The sequence below is a fragment of the Sulfitobacter aestuarii genome (assembly GCF_042685005.1).
Taxonomy (GTDB): domain Bacteria; phylum Pseudomonadota; class Alphaproteobacteria; order Rhodobacterales; family Rhodobacteraceae; genus Sulfitobacter; species Sulfitobacter aestuarii.
The window spans coordinates 349,272-368,479 of sequence record NZ_JBHUMP010000003.1 but is presented as its reverse complement, the minus strand read 5'-3'; the positions used below and the strand labels follow the sequence as shown (position 1 = coordinate 368,479).

Here is a 19,208-nt window from a genome sequence, read left to right as displayed (position 1 = left end):
CGAATGGCGGGGCTTGCGCGTAAACCGCGGCTGGATTGATAGGCGAGGGATGCGATGCCCGTTCTGGTGATGAAATTTGGTGGCACATCGGTGGCCACGTTGGACCGGATCCGCCGCGCGGCCAAGCGGGTCGGCGTCGAAGTGGCCAAGGGCTATGACGTGATCGTCATTGTCTCGGCAATGTCGGGCAAGACCAACGAGCTGGTCGGCTGGGTCGGGGAGACCTCGCCGATGTATGATGCGCGCGAATACGATGCGGTCGTGTCGAGCGGCGAGAATGTTACCGCCGGGCTGATGGCGCTGACCCTGCAGGAGATGGATGTCCCGGCGCGCAGCTGGCAGGGCTGGCAGGTGCCGGTGCAGACCACGTCGAGCCATTCCTCCGCACGGATCGAGGCAATTCCGACCGACAATATCAACGGGCGTTTCGAACAGGGCATGCGGGTCGCCGTGATCGCCGGCTTCCAGGGCATCAGCCCCGAGGGGCGGATCACCACGCTCGGGCGCGGCGGCAGCGATACGACCGCCGTGGCCTTCGCTGCCGCTTTCGGCGCCGAGCGTTGCGATATCTATACCGATGTGGACGGGGTCTATACCACCGATCCGCGCATTTGCAGCAAGGCACGCAAGCTCGACCGGATCGCCTTCGAGGAGATGCTCGAGCTGGCCTCGCTCGGGGCCAAGGTGTTGCAGACCCGGTCGGTCGAGCTGGCGATGCGCAACAAGGTCAAGCTGCGGGTGTTGAGCAGTTTCGAGGAACCATCTGACAGCGCCGGGACATTGGTCTGCGACGAGGAGGAAATCATGGAAAGCAATGTGGTTGCAGGCGTGGCGTTCAGCCGCGATGAGGCGAAGATGACGCTGCTCTCGGTGGCCGACCGGCCCGGGATCGCCGCCAGCATCTTCACCGCGCTCAGCGAGGGCGGGGTGAATGTCGACATGATCGTGCAGAACATCTCCGAGGAGGGGCGCACCGACATGACCTGGTCCTGCCCGGTCGATCAGGTGGCCCGCGCCAAGAAGGCGATCGAGAAGGCCGGGGCCGACAAGGTAATCAATTATCACGAGCTCAAGGCCGACACCGATGTCGCCAAGATCAGCGTCGTCGGCATCGGCATGCGCAGCCACACCGGCGTCGCGGCCAAGATGTTCCAGGTGCTCTCCAAGGAAGGCATCAACATTCAGGTCATCACCACCTCGGAGATCAAGATCTCGGTGCTGGTGGATCGGAAATACATGGAACTCGCGGTTCAGGCATTGCATGATGCCTTTGAACTGGACAAGGCCGCCTGAGCGGGCAGGGCGCTGTCCATCGCGACGGCGCCGCATATTTCGCGCGCCGCGGGCGGGGGCGGAACCGGCGCGTGACGGGCGACCGGGGAAAAAGCGTTTCTATCTGAACGCGAGTGCGGTAAAACCGGGCTTCACAGCACGAGATGGGACACGCCTGCATGGCCGAGCGTTTTGAGACCGAAAGCCGCAAACTCCTGGGCCGTCTGCGCGATGCGATGGCGCAGGATGTCGCCGGGCAGGCGCGGCTCGACCGGATCACCCATCTGATCGCCACCTCGATGGGCTGCGAAGTCTGCTCGATCTACCTGTTTCGCGACGCGGACACGCTCGAGCTCTGCGCCACCGAAGGGTTGAACAAGGCGGCGGTGCACGAGACGCGGATGAAGCTCGGCGAGGGTCTTGTCGGGCGGGTGGCGCGGCGGCGGCAGGTGATCAACACGCCCGATGCGCCCCAGGCGCCGGGGTTCCGCTTCATGCCCGAGACCGGCGAGGAGATCTTCTCGAGCTTCCTCGGCGTGCCGGTGCAGCGGCTTGGCGAGACACTCGGCGTGCTGGTGGTGCAATCCAGGACGGCGCGGGAATTTTCGGCCGACGAGATCTATGCGCTGGAAGTGGTGGCCATGGTGCTTGCCGAGATGGCCGAGCTCGGCGTCTTTGTCGGCGAGGGCGCGGCGATGTCGGCCCGTCACAGCCAGCCGGTGATGGTGCGCGGCACCGTTGCACAGGAAGGCGTGGCCGAGGGCCATGTCTGGCTCCACGAGCCGCGGGTCGTCGTCTCCAATCCGATCGCGGATGATCCCGAACGGGAGACCGAGCGGTTGCAGGAGGCGGTCGACCAGCTGCGCGTCAGCGTCGATCAGCTTCTGAACATGACCGCCGACAAGGAACAGCAGCAGGTTCTGGAAGCCTATCGGATGTTCGCCAATTCCAAGGGCTGGATGCGGCGGATGATCGAGGACATCCAGAGCGGGCTGAGCGCCGAGGCGGCGGTGGAGAAGGAGCAATCCATGGCGCGGGCCCGGATGGGCCAGGTCTCGGATGCCTATCTGCGCGAGCGGCTTTCGGATCTCGACGACCTGTCCAACCGGCTGTTGCGGATCCTGACCGGGCAGGGGCTCGATACCGGGGCGGAGATGCCCGCCGATCCGATCCTGGTGGCGCGCAACATCGGCCCGGCGGAGCTGCTCGATTACGGGCGGCTGCTGCGCGGCATCGTGCTCGAGGGCGGTTCGGTCGGCAGCCATGCGGCGATCGTGGCGCGGGCCCTGGCGATCCCGCTGATTGTCCATGCCGATGCGATCACCAATGACGCGCTCAACGGCGATCACATCATGGTCGATGGCGAGCAGGGTGTGGTGCATCTGCGCCCCGATGACACGGTCGCCACCGCCTTTCGCGACAAGATCGCCATGCAGGCCGCGGCGCAGGAGCGTTATTCCTCGATCCGCGACAAGCCGGCGCTGACCCGCTGCGGCACGCGGATCGGGATGCATATGAACGCCGGGTTGATGGCTGATCTGCCCTCGCTGACCAGTTCCGGTGCCGAGGGGGTGGGGTTGTTCCGTACCGAGCTGCAATTCCTGGTGCGCAACCAAATGCCCAAGCGCACCGAGCTCGCGGCGCTCTATGCACGGGTGCTCGACGCGGCGCATGGCAAGCGGGTGGTGTTCCGCACGCTCGACATCGGCTCGGACAAGGTGCTGCCCTATATGAAGGCCAATGACGAGCCCAACCCGGCGCTCGGCTGGCGGGCGATCCGGGTCGGGCTCGACAAGCCCGGGGTCATGCGGATGCAGCTGCAGGCGCTGATGCGCGCCGCGAACGGACGTCCCCTGACGGTGATGTTCCCCTTCGTGGCGCAGTTCGAGGAATACCGCGCCGCGCGGGCCGAGGTCGACAAGACGCTGGCACGCGAGGCGCGGCTGGGCCATGTGTTGCCGAGCAAGATCGAGATCGGCGCCATGCTCGAGACGCCGAGCCTGGCCTTCGCGCCGCGCCGGTTCTTCGAGGAGGTCGAGTTCCTGTCGATCGGGGGCAATGATCTCAAGCAGTTCTTCTTCGCCGCGGATCGCGAGAACGAGCTGGTGCGGCGGCGCTATGACACGCTCAACGTCTCTTTCCTGACCTTTCTGGAAAACATCGTGGCGCGCTGCAACGAGACCGATACCCAGCTGTCCTTCTGTGGCGAGGATGCCGGGCGGCCGGTCGAGGCGCTGTGTTTCGCGGCGATCGGGTTTCGCAACCTGTCGATGCGTCCCGCCTCCATCGGGCCGGTCAAGAGCCTGCTGCGGCGCTGCGATCTCGGCGAGGTGCGCGCGGTGATTCATGCGGCGCGCGATCGTGGTGACATGTCGGTGCGCGAGGCGGTGATGGATTACGTGCGCGGGCAGCACCAGGTCTGAGCGGCGGCCGGGGCCGGTCGCCCGGTTCAGATGGTGACGAGGTGGTTGTCCCAGGCGCGGGGCAGGGCGGCCTGCGGCATCAGATGCGCGCCGAGGATCGATATGCCGCCGAGCCCGTCCGTGGCGACGAAACCGTCCCGTGTCGCGCCGATGCCGCAGATATCGGGCCGCCGCATCGCGCCGAGGAAGTCGCCGTCATCGTCAAACAGATGCGCCCGCCCGCCGCGCGGCGAGGTCAGCGCGATGCGCCCGGCACTGCCGTTGAAGGCGATGCTGCCGACATAGCCCGCCATGGCAATCTGCTCGGGTTCGGGCGCGCTGCCGAGCCGCAGGGACCCGCCGCGCCGGTGCAGGCCGAGCAGGGGCAGTGGCAGGCCCGGTTCGCCCTGCCATTGCATCGCGAAGGCTACCAGCCCGTCTTCCCGCGCCGCCAGATGGCGGATCGAATTCTGCCGCAGGTCGTCGGGCAGCATCACCCTGTCGAGCAGAGCGCCGGAGGGCGTTAGATAGGTCAGCGACGGGGACATCTCGTCAAGGTTGAGTTTCTCGCGCCCGTGGTCGGGATGGGTGCGGATGCCGCCGTTGGCCACCACCAGCACGTCCTGCCCGGGCAGGCGCAGGATGTCATGCGGGCCGATGCCGCCGGAGGAAAACTCGCCGATGCGGCGGTAATTCTCTTCCCGCGCCCAGATGCCGATGCGCCCGGTGCCATGTTCAAAATCGTTCTCGGTGGTGAACAGCAGCGCACCGTCGCCGGAAAAGCAGCCGTGGCCGTAGAAATGCCGCCCCGCAGGCGCTTGCAGACTCTGCAGCAGCGTGCCGCTGGCGCAATCGGAGATCAGGGCGAAACTGCCGGGGCGGCGGGCGAAGGCGACCGCTTCGGGCCGGGTCGGATGGGCGGCGGCGGCATGGCCGCGGCCGGGCAGGGGAATGGCAAAACGCTCGCTGCCATCGGCGCCCATGCCGAAGAGCGCGTGGCTGCCGTCGGCAAGCCGGGCGGCGGCGAGGAAATCGGGACAGCCGACATCGGCCCAGCCGAGCCGCGGCGCCAGCCCCGCGGCGAGCATCGTGGAGAGGAAGGCGCGTCGTGTCGTCATCTCAGTCTCCGTCCGCGGCATTGAAACCGGCGCTGACGCCGAGCTCGGGGCCGATCTCCTCGAGCACCGCGTCGCGGGCGCCGTGGATCGCCTGTTGCAGCGCCTCGACCCGGACCCGGCCCTGCGGCGTCGCCACCTCGGCGAAGGTCGGATCCTCGAGCGCCGCGACCAGCCGGATCGCGCGTTCGAAGGCGGCGTCGGTTGCCGGGGTCGGGGCGTCGAGCAGGCCCGCCGCGAGATCGCGCAGCGCCGCCAGCGACAGGGTGACATTGCGCAAGGAGCGCGCCGAGCGCCAGGCCTCGGCCCGTTTCGGGCGCGGCCGTTCGAAACTGCCCATCGGGCGGCCGAGCCGCTGGTCGGCGTTGAATTCGAGCCCGGTGACCAGCGCCGTGAACAGCGCCTGCTGCGCTTCGCGCGGTGTCAGATAGGTGCTGTTGCCCGCCGCCCCGGCGGAGCGCAGGGTCTCGGCGAATTCCTTCTGCCAGGCGGTGTCGATATGTTCGGCCACATCGGCAAGGTCAGAGGTGAGGGCGCGGATCAGGTCGCAGGTATATTGCCCTCCTTCGGTGAACCGCGGATCGTAGAGCAGGTATTCCAGCGCAAAGAGCCCGCGCGCCGCGACCGAGATCTGCGCGGTGCCTGCCGCGCTTTCGATGATCGGATCGGCATCCGCGATCAGCCGCGCCAGCGTCGCCGGGGTGGCGCCGCGGCTGTCGGGCCAGAAGGCGACGATCACGCTGCGGCCCTGTTCGGCGACCGGGCCGAAATTGAGATGGCTCACCCGCAGCCAGGCGTCGAAGGTGGCATTCCAGCTCGGACGCAGCGAGCGGCGGCTGCAATCGGCGACGGCGGTTTGCGCGAGCACGTGGGTTTCCTCGGCAAAGGCCGCATATCCGGGCAGGATCTGCCGGTCGATGAGGGTGGACACATCGGCGCGCGCCGGGCCGGTCAGCAGCAGCGCCGCGGCAAGGAGCTTCGCGACATGTCTCATAGGGATTCCAGGTAGCGGATCAGGGCGGCCCGGTCGGCCTTGGGCATCTTGATCACGCGGTCCCGCGCCGCCGCGCCCTCGCCGCCGTGCCAGAGCACGGCTTCGAGCAGGCTGCGGGCCCGCCCGTCATGCAGATAGGTCGCGATCTTGCTCACGGTCTGCGTCATTCCAATTCCCCATAGCGGCGCGGTCCGCCATTCCCTGCCATTGGCGCGCCCCTCGGGACGCTGGTCGGCCAGCCCTTCGCCCATATCATGCAACAAAAGGTCGCTATGTGGCCAGATCAATTGAAAACTTTGCTCGGGCTGGTCGTCAAGCCGGTCTGTAACGAATTTCGGCCGGTGACAGGCGGGACAGCCGCTGTCGTAGAAGACCCGCTTGCCGCGCAGCACCTGCGGATCGCCGACATCGCGGCGCATTGGCACAGCAAGGTTGCGCGAATAGAAGGTGACCAGATCGAGCCCTTCGGCGTCGATCTCCTGCACGCGGCTGTCGCCGTCGCCATGCGGCCCGGCGATGCAGCCTGCCTGCGCCTCGGTGCAATCGCCCCAGGGCGCGTCGAAGATCGGGGAGGAGATTCCGATGTCCCCGGCAAAGGCGCTGGCCGATTGCTCGCGGATGCTCGGCGCCCCGGCCTTCCAGCCGAACCGGCCCAGCATCGGGCGGTCGTGTTCGAAGGACCAGACCACCTGCGCGCGCCCGGAGATACCGTCATTGTCGCGGTCCTCGGGGTCGGCCCCGGCGAGGATATCGGCCGCCGGGATCGCCTCGAGCAGGCCGAGGCCGATCATCTGCGGCGCGATGCGCGGCGAGAGCATGGCGTCATGCGCGAGCGGGCCATAGCCGAGATCGGCGGCGGCATAGGTCGGGCGGCGCAGTCGGGCTGTCTCGCCGTCGGAGAGCGCGACCTCGACCTCCTCGTAGCTGACTTCCAGCCGGTATTCGGCCTTCTGGCCCTGCACGGCGAAATCCTGCAGTTGCCCGCCATAGACCGGATCGGGGCGGCTGCGCGGGGTTTCCTCGCCGACGGAGAGCAGGAAGGCCTCGATCTCGCTCATCGGTTCCTCCGGCGTCGCGGGAACGGAGATCCGCAGGAACATCGAAACGGCGCTGTCCTGCGGCCCCTCGGGCGGATGGCCGCGCCCGTCCTTGAGGTGACAGCGCTGGCAGGAGCGGGCGTTATAGAGCGGGCCGAGCCCGTCCGAGGCCAGGGTCGAGGCGGGGGAGGAGACCCAGAGCTTGCGAAAAAGCGCGTTGCCGAGCTTGAAATCGAGTTCGCGCGCGAAGGAGATATTGCCCGAGGGCTGCGAAAAGGCGTCGGGCGTATTAATGGCACGAACCGAGGCGGCACCGCCGGGGCGGGATTCGAATTTCTCGGCCTGCGAAAAATCCTGCGTCAGCGCGGTAACTCCGGCGATCCGCTCCCGTTCGGCAGCGCTGCGCGGGGTGATGTCGAGATGCGGCTGGCTCAACGTCGAGAGATCTGCCGCGCCCGGCTGGGCCAGACACAGGGTCAGGAAGGCAAGGGTGGTGCATCTCATCCGCGCGATGTCCCGCTGTCTCGGCGGGCGCCGTCCCGCCTGCATCGTCAGAAAGATCGAAGGGAGGGCTCCCCCTTCGGGCCCGGGAAAGACGGCGCTTCCCCGTGCGGCGCGGCTTACTGGAACACCGCGTCGGGATTGTCGAGGCTGTCGGAGCCTTCGAAGCCGATCTCCTGCGCCCCGAGTGCCGTGACCGCGCGTTCGATCGAGCGGGTCTGCGCCACCAGCGCATCGACCGCGCCCATGATCAGCGCCTCGCCAGCGGCATTGTCGCGCGCCAGCATCTGGTCGTAGGAGAGCCCGGCTTCGGCGGTGGACTTGATCTGGCCGAGCTTCAGCATCGTGTGATCGAGATCGCGGCGCAGCGCGTCATCGACCGCGCTGTCGGCCTCCGCCACCAGGTCGGAGAGCGAGGCGCCGGTGACCACGCTGCCGTCGATGCGGACATATTCGCCGAGATAGACGTTCCGCATGCCGAGCCCGTCATAGTAATGGCTGTTGTGGGTATTGTCGGAGAAGCAATCGTGCTCTTCCTCGGGGTCGTTGAGCATTACGCCGAGCTTCATCCGCTCCCCGGCCTGCTCGCCATAGGAGAGGCTGCCCATGCCTGTCAGCATCGCCGAGATCCCGGCGGTCTCGTCTTCCAGCACCTGCGCACGGGCGGCGCCGCCTTCGGCCCATTGGGCGCTCATGTATTCGAGATCCGTGATCAGCAGGTCGGTGGCGGCGAGCAGGTAGTCGCCGCGCCGGTCGCAATTGCCGTTGCTGCAAGTCTCGCCGCTGGCGTAATCGGTCCAGGGCCGCGCGCCCGCGCCATGCTCGGTGCCGTTCAGATCCTGCCCCCAGAGCAGGAATTCGATGGCGTGATAGCCGCTGGCGACGTTGGATTCGACCTCGTCGGCCTCGTGCAGAACCTGCGCGATCAGCTCAGGCGTGATCTCGCCTGCGTCGATCTCCTTGCCGGAGAGGGTGAAGGTCGGGTTGGCGATGACGTTGAGCGCCGCATAATCGTTTTCATCCGAGACACCGCCGTAGCTGGCATCGACGTAATCGATCAGCCCCTCGTCGAGCGGCCAGGCATTCACCTTGCCCTCCCATTCATCGACGATCGGATTGCCGAAGCGGAAGACTTCGGATTGCTGGTAGGGCACCCGCGCGGCGATCCAGGCAGCGCGTGCGGCCTGCAGGGTCTGCGGCGAGGGGGTGGCGATCAGTGCCTCGACATGACCGCGCAGATTCCGCGCCGCCTGCAGGCTGTCGCCATAGGTCGCCTCGGCGATGTCGGCATAGGTGGTGAGCACCTCCTGCGGGCTGGCGGCATAGGCGGCGAGGGGGCTCAGCGCGGTGCCGGCCAGCGTGAGAAGCAGCGCATGTTTCATGTGAAAATTCCTTGTGTCGATGCCACGGATGGGCCGCGTTCGCGGTTGAATGGGAGTCGGCATAAGTTGAGCAAAAGACTAAGGCAAGTCAAAACCCACTAATTTAGTCGGATAATTTGCAAGTCTGCCCCCGTGCCGTCCCATCACCTGCGAAAAAAGTTACCCTGCGTCAGTTGCGGGGGATTGCCGCCCGTTTGAACATGGGCTAGGCAGGGCGCATCCGTCGGGGTGCCCTCAGGGGCTGAGAGATGCTTGCACCGACCCGTCGAACCTGATCCGGGCAATACCGGCGTAGGGAACGGGTAAACATGCGCCGACAGGCGCCTTGCACGCCTCCCCCATGCCGTATCGCCTTGACCAATTTTGGAGGCGAGACATGGCCGGAAGCGGTCCCATAGCATTGAGCATTGCAGGCTCTGACAGCGGCGGCGGTGCCGGGCTGCAGGCCGATCTGAAGACATTCTCGGCGCTGGGCGTCTATGGCGCCAGCGTGGTGACGGCGTTGACTGCGCAAAACACATGTGCCGTCACGGCGGTGCATGAGGTGCCCGCAGCGATGGTAGCGGCGCAGATGGCGGCGGTGCTGGAGGATCTCGACGTCAGGGCGATCAAGATCGGCATGTTGTTTTCGGCACCGATCATCGAGGCGGTGGCGCGCGCGCTGGCCGATTATCCGCATCCGGTGGTGCTTGATCCGGTGATGGTGGCGAAATCCGGCGATGTGCTGTTGCAGGAGGCGGCGATCGACGCGATGCGCGGGCTCTTGTTCGCGCAGGCCGATCTGCTGACTCCGAACCTGCCGGAGGCGGCGCGGCTGCTGGGCTGCGGCGAGGCGCGGGACCTTGTCGAGGCGGAGGATCAGGGCCGGGCCTTGCTGGCGCTGGGGCCGAAGGCGGTGCTGATCAAGGGCGGTCATGCGGCGGGGGAGATCTGCACCGACCTGCTGATCCGTCCCGGTCTGGCACCGCTGGAGCTGAGCGCACCGCGTATCGCGACGAAGAACACCCATGGCACCGGCTGCACCTATGGCGCGGCAACCGCGGCGTTTCTTGCACGCGGGCTGACGCTGGAGGCGGCGGTCGGCGCGGCGCATGAATATCTGCAGGGCGCGATACATGCGGCGGATCAGCTGCAGATCGGCGCCGGGCACGGGCCGGTGCATCATTTCTACCGGGTCTGGGGCTGAGATGCGCAAGATCACCATCATCGGCGGCGGCGTGGCCGGACTCACGGCGGCGCGCAGCCTGCGGGACCGGGGCGCCGAGATCACGCTGATCGAACGCGGCGACGGCATCGGCCCGCAGGCCTGTTCCTGGTGGGCCGGGGGCATGCTGGCACCGTTCTGCGAGGGCGAGAGCGCCGAGGAGCCGGTGGTGCGGCTCGGGCAGGAGGCGGCGGATTGGTGGGCGGAACATACCGGCGCGGTGCGTCGGGCAGGCTCGCTGGTGGTATCGGCGGCGCGCGATCAGGCGGATCTGCGGCGCTTTGCGCGGCGCACGACCGGGTTTCGCGAGGTGTCCGGCGCGGAGATTGCCGCGCTTGAACCGGATCTCGGAAGCCGGTTTTCGCGCGGATTGTTCTTCGAGGACGAGGCGCATCTGGCGCCGCGGCTGGCATTGCGGGCGCTGCGGGACGGGTTGGCGCGCGATGGCGTGCGGTTCGAGCGCGGCGAGGCCGATCCGGCGGAACATGCGGCGCGCGGGCTGACCGTCGATTGTCGCGGTTTCGCGGCGCGCGACACGCTGGCGGATCTGCGCGGCGTCAAGGGAGAGATGCTGGTGCTCTCCTGTCCTGACGTGACGCTTTCGCGCCCGGTACGGCTGCTGCATCCGCGCATCCCGCTTTACGTGGTGCCGCGCGATGACGGGATCTTCATGCTCGGCGCGACGATGATCGAGGGCGCCGCCGGACGTCATGTCAGCGCGCGCGCCCTGCTGGAACTGCTCAGCGCCGCCTATGCGCTGAACCCCGCTTTCGGCGAGGCCGAGGTGCTGGAGATCGGCGTCGACAGCCGTCCGGCCTTTGCCGACAACCTGCCGCGCATTCGCCGTGCGGGTGATCTGATCAGGGTCAACGGGCTGTACCGCCACGGCTTCCTGCTGGCACCTGCCTGCGCGCGGATGCTGGCGGAGATGATTTTCGACAATGTGCAACCGGAGGTGATGGATGCGACTGCAGCTTAATGGCGAGAGCGTCGAGACGGGGGCCGCTGATCTGCAGGCTCTGCTGATCGAGGCGGGGTTTGGCGATGCGGTGGTGGCGACCGCGGTCAACGGAAGTTTCGTGCCGCAGGGGATGCGGGGAGATCACGCGCTGCAACCGGGCGATCAGGTCGAGGTGCTGGCCCCGATGCAGGGGGGCTGAGCGATGCGCGATTTCTATGGCACCGAGCTGGCCAACGGCTTCATGCTCGGCACGGCGCAATACCCTTCACCGGCGATCCTGGCCGAGGCGTTCCGGCGCAGCGGTGCCTGTGTGGCGACCGTCTCGCTCAGGCGCGAGAGCGGGCAGGACCGGGCCGGTCAGCCTTTCTGGTCGCTGATCCGCGATCTGGGCGTGCATGTGCTGCCCAACACTGCCGGGTGTCACTCGGTCAAGGAGGCGGTGACCACCGCCCATATGGCGCGCGAGGTTTTCGGCACGTCCTGGATCAAGCTTGAGGTGATCGGCGAGGAGGACACCTTGCAGCCCGATGTCTTCGCTCTGGTCGAGGCGGCGCGGATCCTGTCGGAGGACGGGTTTCAGGTGTTTCCCTATTGCACCGAGGATCTGGTGGTTGCCGAGCGGCTGCTGCAGGCGGGCTGCGAAGTGCTGATGCCCTGGGGCGCGCCGATTGGCTCGGGGCTGGGGCTCAACAACCTGTTCGGGTTGCGGGCGATGCGGGCGCATTTCCCGGAGGTGCCGCTGGTGATTGACGCAGGGCTCGGCCTGCCGAGCCAGGCGGCGCAGGCGATGGAACTGGGCTTTGACGCGGTGCTGCTCAACACGGCGGTGGCCAAGGCAGGCGATCCGGCAGCGATGGCCGAGGCCTTCGCTTTGGCGATCCGCGCCGGGAAACTGGCGGCGGCTGCCGATCCGATGGAACCCCGCGACATGGCGGCGCCCTCCACACCGATCATTGGAAAGGCCTTTCTGTCATGAAGCTCGCTCGTTTCTACCCGATATTCGATCACAGCGACTGGCTGGCGCGGTTGTTGCCGCTTGGCATCAAGCTGGTGCAGCTGCGCGTCAAGGACATGGACGAGACCCGGCTGCGCGAGCAGATCCGCATCTCGCGCGATCTCTGCCGTGCAGCGGGGGCGGTGCTGGTCATCAACGATCATTGGCAGATCGCGCTCGAAGAGGGCTGCGATTTTGTCCATCTGGGGCAGGAGGATCTCGATGGGGCCGACCTTGATGCGCTGCGCCGTGCCGGGGTGCGGCTGGGGATCAGCACCCATGACCGCGCCGAGCTGGAGCGCGCGATGTCCTGCGCGCCCGATTACGTGGCGTTGGGGCCGGTCTATCCGACGATCCTCAAGCAGACGAAATGGCACCAACAGGGGCTGGAAAAGCTGACCGAGTGGAAGGGGCTGATCGGGGAGGTGCCGCTGATCGCCATCGGTGGCATGAGCGCGGCGCGCGCGCCGGGCGCTTTTGCGGCGGGGGCGGATGTGGTGTCGGCGGTGACCGATATCACGCTGAACCCGGACCCGGAGGCGCGGGTGCGCGACTGGCTGGAGGCGACGCGGTGAGCCGTTACCTGCGGCAGGAAATGCTGCCCGAGATCGGCACAGCGGGTCAGGCGGCGCTGGGCCGCGCCCATGTGCTGGTCGTGGGCGCGGGCGGGCTCGGCTGTCCGGCGCTGCAATATCTGACCGGCGCCGGGATCGGGCGCATCACCATTGTCGATGCCGACACCGTGGCGCTGTCGAATCTGCACCGGCAGATCCTGTTTCGCGAGGGCGATGTGGGGCAGGGCAAGGCCGAGATGGCGGCGCGCAGCCTGCGCCGCCTGAATGGTGATTGCGCGATCATCGCATTACCGCAGCGGCTGACTCCCGCGAATGTGGATGCGCTGTTGAATGATGTCGATCTGGTGCTCGACTGCGCCGACAGTTTCGCGGTGAGCTATATTCTCAACGATGCCTGTCTGGCGCGGCGCCTGCCGCTGATCTCGGCTTCGGCGCTGGGGATGGCGGGCTATCTGGGCGGATTCTGCGGGTCTGCGCCATCGCTGCGCGCGGTGTTTCCCGACCTGCCGGGCCGTGCCGCGACCTGTGCGACGGCCGGGGTGATCGGGCCGCTGGTCGGGGTGATCGGTACGATGCAGGCGCAGATGGCGCTGGGCGTGCTGACGGGCATGGATCCTTCGCCGCTGGGGCGGTTGGTGACGCTCGACCTGGGCGATTTCCGCGTCGGTGGCTTTCGCTTTGACGCGGCAGCCGAGCCTGAGCAGGCGCTGCGTTTCATCGATCCCGGTGAGATCGGCGTTGATGACTTTGTCGTCGATCTGCGCGGGCAAGACGAAAGCCCGTTTCCGGTGAGCGCGTTGGCGCGGCGCCACAGTCTCGATGATTTTACCCGCCTGCGCCCCCTTCCGGGCGCCGATCAGCGCGCGGTACTGACCTGCCGCTCCGGCCTGCGGGCCTGGCAGGCGGCGCGCTGCCTGCGCCGCTATTGGCCGGGCGACATCACTCTGATTGCAATGGGCGACACGCCCGACAACGAAAGGCTTCCGACATGAAATCACTCTCCCTCAGCGCGGTGCTGATGCTTTCTGCCGGCCCGCTGATGGCGGCCGATCAGATGACGCTGCTGCTGGATTGGTTCGTAAATCCCGACCATGGCCCGGTGATCGTGGCGCAGGAGAAGGGCTATTTCGCCGAGCAGGACCTCGAGGTCGAGGTCATCGCGCCCGCCGATCCCTCCGATCCGCCCAAGCTGGTGGCGGCGGGCAAGGCTGAACTGGCGATCTCCTACCAGCCGCAACTGCATTTGCAGATCCATGAGGGGCTGCCGCTGCAGCGGGTCGGTACGCTGGTGGCGACGCCGCTGAACTGTCTGCTGACGCTTGCGGACGGGCCGATCAAATCGCCTGGTGATCTCAAGGGCAAGAAAGTCGGTTTTTCGGTCGGCGGTGTTGAAGAGGCAGTGCTGGGCACGATCCTCAAGAAATACGAGCTGGGGCTTGATGATATCGAGTTGATCAACGTCAACTGGTCGCTGTCACCCTCGCTGATGTCCGGGCAGGTCGATGCGGTGATCGGCGCCTATCGCAATTTCGAGCTCAACCAGATGCAGATCGAGGGGGTCGAGGGGCGTTGCTTTTACGTCGAGGAAGAGGGGCTGCCGCCCTATGACGAGCTGATCTACGTGGCCAACAGCGAGACCATGGACCGCGCCATGATCACCCGGTTCCTCGCCGCGACCGAGAAGGCGACGCAATATATCGTCAATCATCCGCAGGAGAGCTGGGAGCTGTTTGCCGCCACCGCGCCCGAACTGCAGGACGAGCTCAACGAGCGCGCCTGGGCCGACACGATGACACGTTTCGCGCTGCGCCCGGCGGCGCTGGATCAGGGGCGCTATGCTGATTTCGAGCGGTTTCTGCATGAGGCCGGATTAATCCCGGAGATGAACGCCGTGGCCGATATCGCAGTCGATCTGCGGGGAGAATGAAAATGGACGGAAGAATGAGCTTTGATTACGGCAACAGTTTCGCGCTCTGGCGCGAAGGGGCTGGCGGGGCCGGAGGGGCATGGCACGACTATACCCATCACGCCTTTGTCGAGGGGCTGCGCGATGGCAGCCTGCCGCGCGAGTCCTTCCTGCATTATCTCAAGCAGGATTACGTCTTCCTGGTGCATTTCTCGCGGGCCTGGTCGCTGGCGGTGGTGAAATCCGAAACGCTGGAGGAGCTGCGCGCCTGTGCAGCCACGGTCAACGCGCTGGTCAATTTCGAGATGGGCCTGCATGTGAAGACCTGCGCGGCGGAAGGAATCACCGAGGCGGAGCTTTTCGCCGCCGAGGAATTCGAGAACATGGCCTATACGCGCTATGTGATCGATGCCGGGATGCAGGGCGATTACCTTGACCTGATGGCGGCGTTGGCGCCCTGCGTGATGGGCTATGGCGAGATCGGCCTGCGGCTCGGGCGCGAGGCGGTGCCGGGCACGCCCTATCAGGACTGGATCGACACCTATGCGCGCGAGGAATTCCAGCAGGTCTGCGCCGAAGCGGGGGCGATGATCGACAATGCGGTGCGCCGCCGGCTGGGGGATGATCCCGCTGCCTCGCCACGCTGGGCGGTGCTGCAGCAACGCTTCACCACGGCCACCGAGCTGGAGATCGGGTTCTGGTCGATGGGGCTCAGGGGGCCGAAGTGAGCGCACCGGGGATCTCGCTGAACGGGCGCTACCGGCTGGAGGGCAGGCCGCTGTTTGACGTGGCGCTGGACCTGCCGGGGGGGCAGTGGAGCTGTCTGCTTGGGCCTTCAGGGGTCGGCAAGTCGACGCTGCTGCGGCTGATCCTCGGGCTTGCGACCGGCGGGACGTTTGACGGCACGATCCGCGCCAGCGACGATGCACCGCTGAGCGACAGGGTCAGCTACATGGCGCAGAGCGATCTGCTGCTGCCGTGGCTGAGCCTGACCGAGAACGTGGTACTCGGCGCGCGTCTGCGCGGCGAGAGCCCCGACATGGCGCGGGCAGAGAGGTTGATCGAGCGGGTCGGCCTTGGCGCGCATCGCGACAAGACGCCCGGCGCCCTGTCGGGCGGGATGCGCCAGCGGGCGGCGCTGGCGCGGACCTTGATGGAGGATCGCCCGGTGGTGCTGCTCGACGAGCCGTTTTCGGCGCTCGATGCAGGGACACGGGCGGATATGCAGGAGCTGTCGGCCGAGTTGCTTGCCGGGCGCACCGTGCTGCTGGTCACCCATGATCCGGCGGAGGCCAGCCGCCTTGGCGCGTTGATCCTGGTGATGTCGCGCGCCGGGACGCAGGTCTGGCCGGGGCCGCCCGCCGCGCCGATCCGCGCGGTGCATGATCCGGCGACGCTGGCCTGTCAGGCGGCGCTGCTCGATCATCTGCGCAAGGCCGCGGCATGACGCGGCTCGACGCGCTTTGGGCGCTGCTTCTGGGGCTGGCACTGTGGCAGGCGCTGGTCTGGCTGACTGGTGCGCCGCCGTTTATCCTGCCCTCTCCGTGGCGAGTGGCGCAGGCCGCGTGGAAGAGCCGGGTGCTGATCGCCGAGAACGCGCTGGTGACCGGCACCGAAGTGCTGCTCGGCCTGCTGCTCGGCACGTTGCTCGGCGCGCTGACCGCGATTCAGCTGGCGCTGTCGTCGCTGACACGGCGCCTGCTGCTGCCGATCCTCGTATTTACCCAGGCGGTGCCGGTCTTCGCGCTGGCACCGGTGCTGACGCTGTGGTTCGGCTATGGCATGGGCTCGAAGATCGTGATGGCGGTGCTGATCATCTATTTCCCGGTCACCTCGGCCTTTCACGACGGTCTGATGCGGGCGGAACCGGCGCTGCTCGATCTGGCGCGGACCATGGGGGCGACGCGGGGGCAGATCATGCGGCGCATCCGCATCCCCGGCGCGTTGCCCGCGCTTGGCACCGGGCTGCGGCTGGCGGCGGTCTATGCGCCGATCGGGGCGGTGATCGGTGAATGGGTCGGGGCGAGCAGGGGGCTCGGCTATCTGATGCTGCTGGCCAATGGTCGCGCCAAGATCGACCTGATGTTCGCCAGCCTTCTGACGCTGGCGGTGCTGACCGTGCTGCTGCACCGCCTCGTCACCGGTCTGGCGGGTTATCTTGAGCGGCGCGCCGCGGGCCTCCGCCGCATCTGAGCGCCATCCGCCCGGCGTGGCGCGCGCCGCCCGGCGCCACTACCTTTTGTGTTTCAACCATAGCGATTTTGAGGAGGTGGCGCGTCCCGCGCCGCCCGGAAAGCGTTTGCGGTCAAGCTATCATGGCCCGACGCACGGGTTCCGCGCATTTCGGGCGGAACCAGCACGGCACCGCTGGGGTTGGTCTGCCAGAAAGTCGACAATGACAAAAGTGAGCACAGACATGCGCAGCATCTTCTATTTGATCGGCCTCGTGGTCGTGATTCTCGTCCTGCTAAATCTCATCACCTAATCGAAGGAGCAATCAATATGCCCGATCAGAACAAGATAAAATCCGCCGCAAGCGAAGCCATGGAGAAGACCAGGGCCGCCGCCGGAGATGCCGTCGAAGCCGCCAAGAGCGAAGCACAGGCTCAGGCCGAGGGTGCCAAGCAGAGCGTAGCCGGTGAAGTGAAATCCGTTGCTTCCGCCCTGCGCACCGCTTCGGACGAGATGCGTGACGGCTCGCCGCAGGAACGCGCGGTCGGACAGATCGCCCGGACATTGGCAGATGTTTCCGACACGATCCGCGACAAGGATCTCGGCGACATGGTCAACAGCACCACCGCTTTCGCCCGGTCCAACCCGGCGATCTTCCTCGGCAGCGCTGCGCTGCTCGGCTTCGCCGCCGCGCGTTTCGCCAAGGCCTCCGCCGATCGTCAGCTGGAACGCGAGCGCGACATGCATGGCGGCTACAGCCATGACCTGCCGGATACCCAGGTACGCCAGACCGGCGTGGCCTCGCCCAGCGTTCGTACATCGGGCAGCACCGGTTCCGCCAGCACGGGCACCGGCAGCGCCGCAGGCGGCACGCGCGCAGGTACCGCCGTGAGCGGCAGCCCGACATCCGGCAGTTCGACACCGGGCAGTTCGACACCGGGCAGCGCGACAACCGGAACCACTACACCCGGCTCGTCCGGCAGCAGCGGGTCCGGGACATTGACAAGCCCCACATCCCCGACCGGCACCACCACGCCCGGCGCAACCACAAGGAAGGATTCGTAATGGTCGATCACGAACATCCGACCCCGCCGCCCGGCCGCGTCCCGGCGGATACCGCCGCCCCCAGCACCGGTTCGCTGCTCAGTGACGTGCTCAACAACGTCAGCGCGCTCATCCGCAACGAATTCGACCTGGCCCGTGCCGAGGTCGATCAGAACCTCAAACGTGCCGGCGTCGCCGTCGGGATGATCTGCGGCGCGCTGATCGTGGCGCTGGTGGCGCTCAACGTCCTCGCCGCGGCTCTCGTCGCCGCCCTTACCGAAGCCGGAATCGCGGCCGGTTGGTCCGCTCTGATCGTCGGTGTCGTCTTTGCAGTTATCGCCTTGATCATGGCCGCCAAGGGCACCAGCGATCTCAAACTCTCATCTCTCGCACCTTCGCGTACCGCCAAGAACGTGAAGCGCGATGCACAAGCCGTCAAGGAGACCTATAATGACAAATGATCCACGTTCCCCCGAAGAAATCGAGCGTGATATCGAACGCAACCGTGCCCAGCTCACAGGCAACCTCGATGCCCTGCAGGACCGGTTTTCGCTGGATGGCTTCATGCAGCAGATCGGCGACCAGTTGCGCGACCACGGTGGCGAGCTTGGTGAATCGATCAGCCGCACGGTGAAGCAGAACCCGGCTGCCGTGGCCCTGACCGGTATCGGGCTTGCCTGGATGATCTTCGGCGGCAAATCCTCCGGATCCTCCACGAAGCGCAGCCTGACAAGGCGCGACGACTACCGTTCGGATCTGGACGATTACAGCGCGCGTCGCCGCGTGACAATGACCCGCCCGGATCCGCGGATGAAAGGCGGCACCGTCGGCGAACCCGATTGGCTGACCGCCGATGACGACGACGATGACGGGCTGCGCGGCCGCGTCAGCTCGGCCGCCGGTTCGGCCCGTGACCGGGTCACCGGCGCGGCAAGCTCGGCCAGCGACAAGGCGCGCCATGCCGGAAGTTCGGTGCGCGACAGCGTCGGCGGCGCGGCGCACTCCGCCAGCGACAAGGCGCGTCAGGCCGGAGCATCGGCCCGTGCCGGTGTCTCGAACCTGAAGCAGCGTGCCGGTGAGACGGCACATGCCGCCCAAGAACGCGCCGCGCGTCTGCGTCAGCGTCTGTCAGAAGGCACCGAAAACCTCTCCGAAGAGGCACGTCAGCGCGTGATCGCGGCCCGTGAAGCCGCGCTTGACGCCCGGCGCCGCGCTTCGGAAGCGATGGCCCATAGCTCGCGCCAGGCAGCCGAGCTCTATGACAGTCAGCCGCTGATCGCCGGTGCGCTGGCGGTGGCCGTCGGTGCCGCCATCGGCGGTGCCCTGCCGCGGACCCGGACCGAGGACGACCTGATGGGTGCGCAAAGCGACCGGCTCATCGAGGAAGCCGAGCGCATCTATCGCGAGGAGCGCGAAAAGGCCGGTGCCGTGGTCGAGGCGGCCAAGGACGAGGCGGTGAAGATCGCCAAGGAGACCCGCGAGAACCTCGATTCGGGTGCGCCGGGCGACAAGACCGCCGGTGAGGCGCTGGCCGACGAGGCCCGGAATGCCGGTGAACGGGTGGCCGACGCGGCCGCCAAGGAAGCCGATAAGAAAAACCTCGGCAAGATGTCTTCCTGACAAGTAACGACGGGGGCCGGTCACATCAC

At 66.9% G+C, this 19,208-nt stretch carries 19 protein-coding genes and 1 riboswitch; of the genes, 15 read left to right on the top strand and 4 right to left on the bottom strand.

The window, feature by feature from the left end; all coding sequences use genetic code 11:
* The first annotated feature begins 54 nt into the window (after nucleotides 1-54).
* On the top strand, nucleotides 55-1,293 hold the full coding sequence (locus ACFSUD_RS06265; protein ID WP_386372498.1) for an aspartate kinase: 1,239 nt from the start codon (nucleotides 55-57) through the stop codon (nucleotides 1,291-1,293).
* Between the two features lie 158 nt (nucleotides 1,294-1,451).
* A complete protein-coding gene (ptsP, locus tag ACFSUD_RS06260) occupies nucleotides 1,452-3,695 on the top strand; it encodes a phosphoenolpyruvate--protein phosphotransferase (RefSeq protein WP_386372496.1) in 2,244 nt (747 codons plus the stop codon).
* 26 nt (nucleotides 3,696-3,721) lie between these two features.
* Here ptsP and ACFSUD_RS06255 read toward each other — a convergent pair whose 3' ends face one another.
* The 4 genes from ACFSUD_RS06255 to ACFSUD_RS06240 all read right to left on the bottom strand — a co-directional run bounded on the left by ACFSUD_RS06255 (nucleotide 3,722) and on the right by ACFSUD_RS06240 (nucleotide 8,703).
* A complete protein-coding gene (locus tag ACFSUD_RS06255) occupies nucleotides 3,722-4,792 on the bottom strand; it encodes a DUF1513 domain-containing protein (protein WP_386372494.1) in 1,071 nt (356 codons plus the stop codon).
* A gap of 1 nt (nucleotide 4,793) precedes the next feature.
* Nucleotides 4,794-5,783: an imelysin family protein gene (locus ACFSUD_RS06250; protein WP_386372493.1), complete on the bottom strand. Its 990-nt coding sequence runs from the start codon at nucleotides 5,781-5,783 to the stop codon at nucleotides 4,794-4,796.
* On the bottom strand, nucleotides 5,780-7,324 hold the full coding sequence (locus tag ACFSUD_RS06245; RefSeq protein ID WP_386372491.1) for a di-heme oxidoreductase family protein: 1,545 nt from the start codon (nucleotides 7,322-7,324) through the stop codon (nucleotides 5,780-5,782). The genes ACFSUD_RS06250 and ACFSUD_RS06245 overlap by 4 nt, the downstream gene beginning before the upstream one ends.
* Nucleotides 7,325-7,440: 116 nt before the next feature.
* Complete coding sequence (locus tag ACFSUD_RS06240) at nucleotides 7,441-8,703, bottom strand: imelysin family protein (protein WP_386372489.1); 1,263 nt, start codon at nucleotides 8,701-8,703, stop codon at nucleotides 7,441-7,443.
* A 214-nt stretch (nucleotides 8,704-8,917) separates the two neighbouring features.
* A riboswitch (TPP riboswitch) is annotated at nucleotides 8,918-9,018 on the top strand.
* A gap of 61 nt (nucleotides 9,019-9,079) precedes the next feature.
* Here ACFSUD_RS06240 and thiD point away from each other — a divergent pair.
* From thiD to ACFSUD_RS06175, 13 genes are all read left to right on the top strand, one after another.
* Complete coding sequence (thiD, locus tag ACFSUD_RS06235) at nucleotides 9,080-9,889, top strand: bifunctional hydroxymethylpyrimidine kinase/phosphomethylpyrimidine kinase (RefSeq protein WP_386372487.1); 810 nt, start codon at nucleotides 9,080-9,082, stop codon at nucleotides 9,887-9,889.
* Between the two features lies 1 nt (nucleotide 9,890).
* A complete protein-coding gene (locus ACFSUD_RS06230) occupies nucleotides 9,891-10,886 on the top strand; it encodes an FAD-dependent oxidoreductase (RefSeq protein ID WP_386372486.1) in 996 nt (331 codons plus the stop codon).
* A complete protein-coding gene (thiS, locus tag ACFSUD_RS06225; RefSeq protein WP_386372484.1) occupies nucleotides 10,870-11,067 on the top strand; it encodes a sulfur carrier protein ThiS in 198 nt (65 codons plus the stop codon). Before ACFSUD_RS06230 ends, thiS begins: the two co-directional genes overlap by 17 nt.
* 3 nt (nucleotides 11,068-11,070) lie before the next feature.
* Nucleotides 11,071-11,844: a thiazole synthase gene (locus ACFSUD_RS06220; RefSeq protein WP_386372482.1), complete on the top strand. Its 774-nt coding sequence runs from the start codon at nucleotides 11,071-11,073 to the stop codon at nucleotides 11,842-11,844.
* Nucleotides 11,841-12,437 carry a thiamine phosphate synthase gene (locus ACFSUD_RS06215; RefSeq protein WP_386372480.1) on the top strand — a complete coding sequence of 199 codons (597 nt, stop codon included), beginning with the start codon at nucleotides 11,841-11,843 and terminating at the stop codon, nucleotides 12,435-12,437. The genes ACFSUD_RS06220 and ACFSUD_RS06215 overlap by 4 nt, the downstream gene beginning before the upstream one ends.
* Nucleotides 12,434-13,429: a ThiF family adenylyltransferase gene (locus ACFSUD_RS06210; RefSeq protein WP_386372479.1), complete on the top strand. Its 996-nt coding sequence runs from the start codon at nucleotides 12,434-12,436 to the stop codon at nucleotides 13,427-13,429. Before ACFSUD_RS06215 ends, ACFSUD_RS06210 begins: the two co-directional genes overlap by 4 nt.
* The gene (locus tag ACFSUD_RS06205; RefSeq protein WP_386372478.1) at nucleotides 13,426-14,364 is read left to right on the top strand and encodes an ABC transporter substrate-binding protein; all 939 of its coding nucleotides are present in this window, start codon (nucleotides 13,426-13,428) and stop codon (nucleotides 14,362-14,364) included. The genes ACFSUD_RS06210 and ACFSUD_RS06205 overlap by 4 nt, the downstream gene beginning before the upstream one ends.
* Before the next feature lie 14 nt (nucleotides 14,365-14,378).
* Nucleotides 14,379-15,071, top strand: a complete 693-nt coding sequence (gene tenA, locus ACFSUD_RS06200; protein ID WP_386372599.1) for a thiaminase II — start codon at nucleotides 14,379-14,381, stop codon at nucleotides 15,069-15,071.
* A complete protein-coding gene (locus ACFSUD_RS06195) occupies nucleotides 15,068-15,790 on the top strand; it encodes an ABC transporter ATP-binding protein (RefSeq protein WP_386372476.1) in 723 nt (240 codons plus the stop codon). The genes tenA and ACFSUD_RS06195 overlap by 4 nt, the downstream gene beginning before the upstream one ends.
* Nucleotides 15,787-16,536 carry an ABC transporter permease gene (locus ACFSUD_RS06190; RefSeq protein ID WP_386372474.1) on the top strand — a complete coding sequence of 250 codons (750 nt, stop codon included), beginning with the start codon at nucleotides 15,787-15,789 and terminating at the stop codon, nucleotides 16,534-16,536. The genes ACFSUD_RS06195 and ACFSUD_RS06190 overlap by 4 nt, the downstream gene beginning before the upstream one ends.
* A gap of 309 nt (nucleotides 16,537-16,845) precedes the next feature.
* Nucleotides 16,846-17,580, top strand: a complete 735-nt coding sequence (locus tag ACFSUD_RS06185; RefSeq protein ID WP_386372473.1) for a hypothetical protein — start codon at nucleotides 16,846-16,848, stop codon at nucleotides 17,578-17,580.
* Nucleotides 17,580-18,020 (top strand): phage holin family protein, encoded by a 441-nt coding sequence (locus ACFSUD_RS06180; RefSeq protein ID WP_386372471.1) that lies wholly within the window; start codon nucleotides 17,580-17,582, stop codon nucleotides 18,018-18,020. The genes ACFSUD_RS06185 and ACFSUD_RS06180 overlap by 1 nt, the downstream gene beginning before the upstream one ends.
* A complete protein-coding gene (locus tag ACFSUD_RS06175) occupies nucleotides 18,010-19,179 on the top strand; it encodes a DUF3618 domain-containing protein (RefSeq protein ID WP_386372469.1) in 1,170 nt (389 codons plus the stop codon). Before ACFSUD_RS06180 ends, ACFSUD_RS06175 begins: the two co-directional genes overlap by 11 nt.
* The last annotated feature ends 29 nt before the right edge of the window (nucleotides 19,180-19,208 follow it).

Bases quoted from the DNA above. Each gene is read 5' to 3' on its own strand.
- ACFSUD_RS06265 (WP_386372498.1), top strand. From the start codon at position 55: ATGCCCGTTCTGGTGATGAAATTTGGTGGCACATCGGTGGCCACGTTG.
- ptsP (WP_386372496.1), top strand. From the start codon at position 1,452: ATGGCCGAGCGTTTTGAGACCGAAAGCCGCAAACTCCTGGGCCGTCTG.
- ACFSUD_RS06255 (WP_386372494.1), bottom strand. From the start codon at position 4,792: ATGACGACACGACGCGCCTTCCTCTCCACGATGCTCGCCGCGGGGCTG.
- ACFSUD_RS06250 (WP_386372493.1), bottom strand. From the start codon at position 5,783: ATGAGACATGTCGCGAAGCTCCTTGCCGCGGCGCTGCTGCTGACCGGC.
- ACFSUD_RS06245 (WP_386372491.1), bottom strand. From the start codon at position 7,324: ATGAGATGCACCACCCTTGCCTTCCTGACCCTGTGTCTGGCCCAGCCG.
- ACFSUD_RS06240 (WP_386372489.1), bottom strand. From the start codon at position 8,703: ATGAAACATGCGCTGCTTCTCACGCTGGCCGGCACCGCGCTGAGCCCC.
- thiD (WP_386372487.1), top strand. From the start codon at position 9,080: ATGGCCGGAAGCGGTCCCATAGCATTGAGCATTGCAGGCTCTGACAGC.
- ACFSUD_RS06230 (WP_386372486.1), top strand. From the start codon at position 9,891: ATGCGCAAGATCACCATCATCGGCGGCGGCGTGGCCGGACTCACGGCG.
- thiS (WP_386372484.1), top strand. From the start codon at position 10,870: ATGCGACTGCAGCTTAATGGCGAGAGCGTCGAGACGGGGGCCGCTGAT.
- ACFSUD_RS06220 (WP_386372482.1), top strand. From the start codon at position 11,071: ATGCGCGATTTCTATGGCACCGAGCTGGCCAACGGCTTCATGCTCGGC.
- ACFSUD_RS06215 (WP_386372480.1), top strand. From the start codon at position 11,841: ATGAAGCTCGCTCGTTTCTACCCGATATTCGATCACAGCGACTGGCTG.
- ACFSUD_RS06205 (WP_386372478.1), top strand. From the start codon at position 13,426: ATGAAATCACTCTCCCTCAGCGCGGTGCTGATGCTTTCTGCCGGCCCG.
- tenA (WP_386372599.1), top strand. From the start codon at position 14,379: ATGAGCTTTGATTACGGCAACAGTTTCGCGCTCTGGCGCGAAGGGGCT.
- ACFSUD_RS06190 (WP_386372474.1), top strand. From the start codon at position 15,787: ATGACGCGGCTCGACGCGCTTTGGGCGCTGCTTCTGGGGCTGGCACTG.
- ACFSUD_RS06185 (WP_386372473.1), top strand. From the start codon at position 16,846: ATGCCCGATCAGAACAAGATAAAATCCGCCGCAAGCGAAGCCATGGAG.
- ACFSUD_RS06180 (WP_386372471.1), top strand. From the start codon at position 17,580: ATGGTCGATCACGAACATCCGACCCCGCCGCCCGGCCGCGTCCCGGCG.
- ACFSUD_RS06175 (WP_386372469.1), top strand. From the start codon at position 18,010: ATGACAAATGATCCACGTTCCCCCGAAGAAATCGAGCGTGATATCGAA.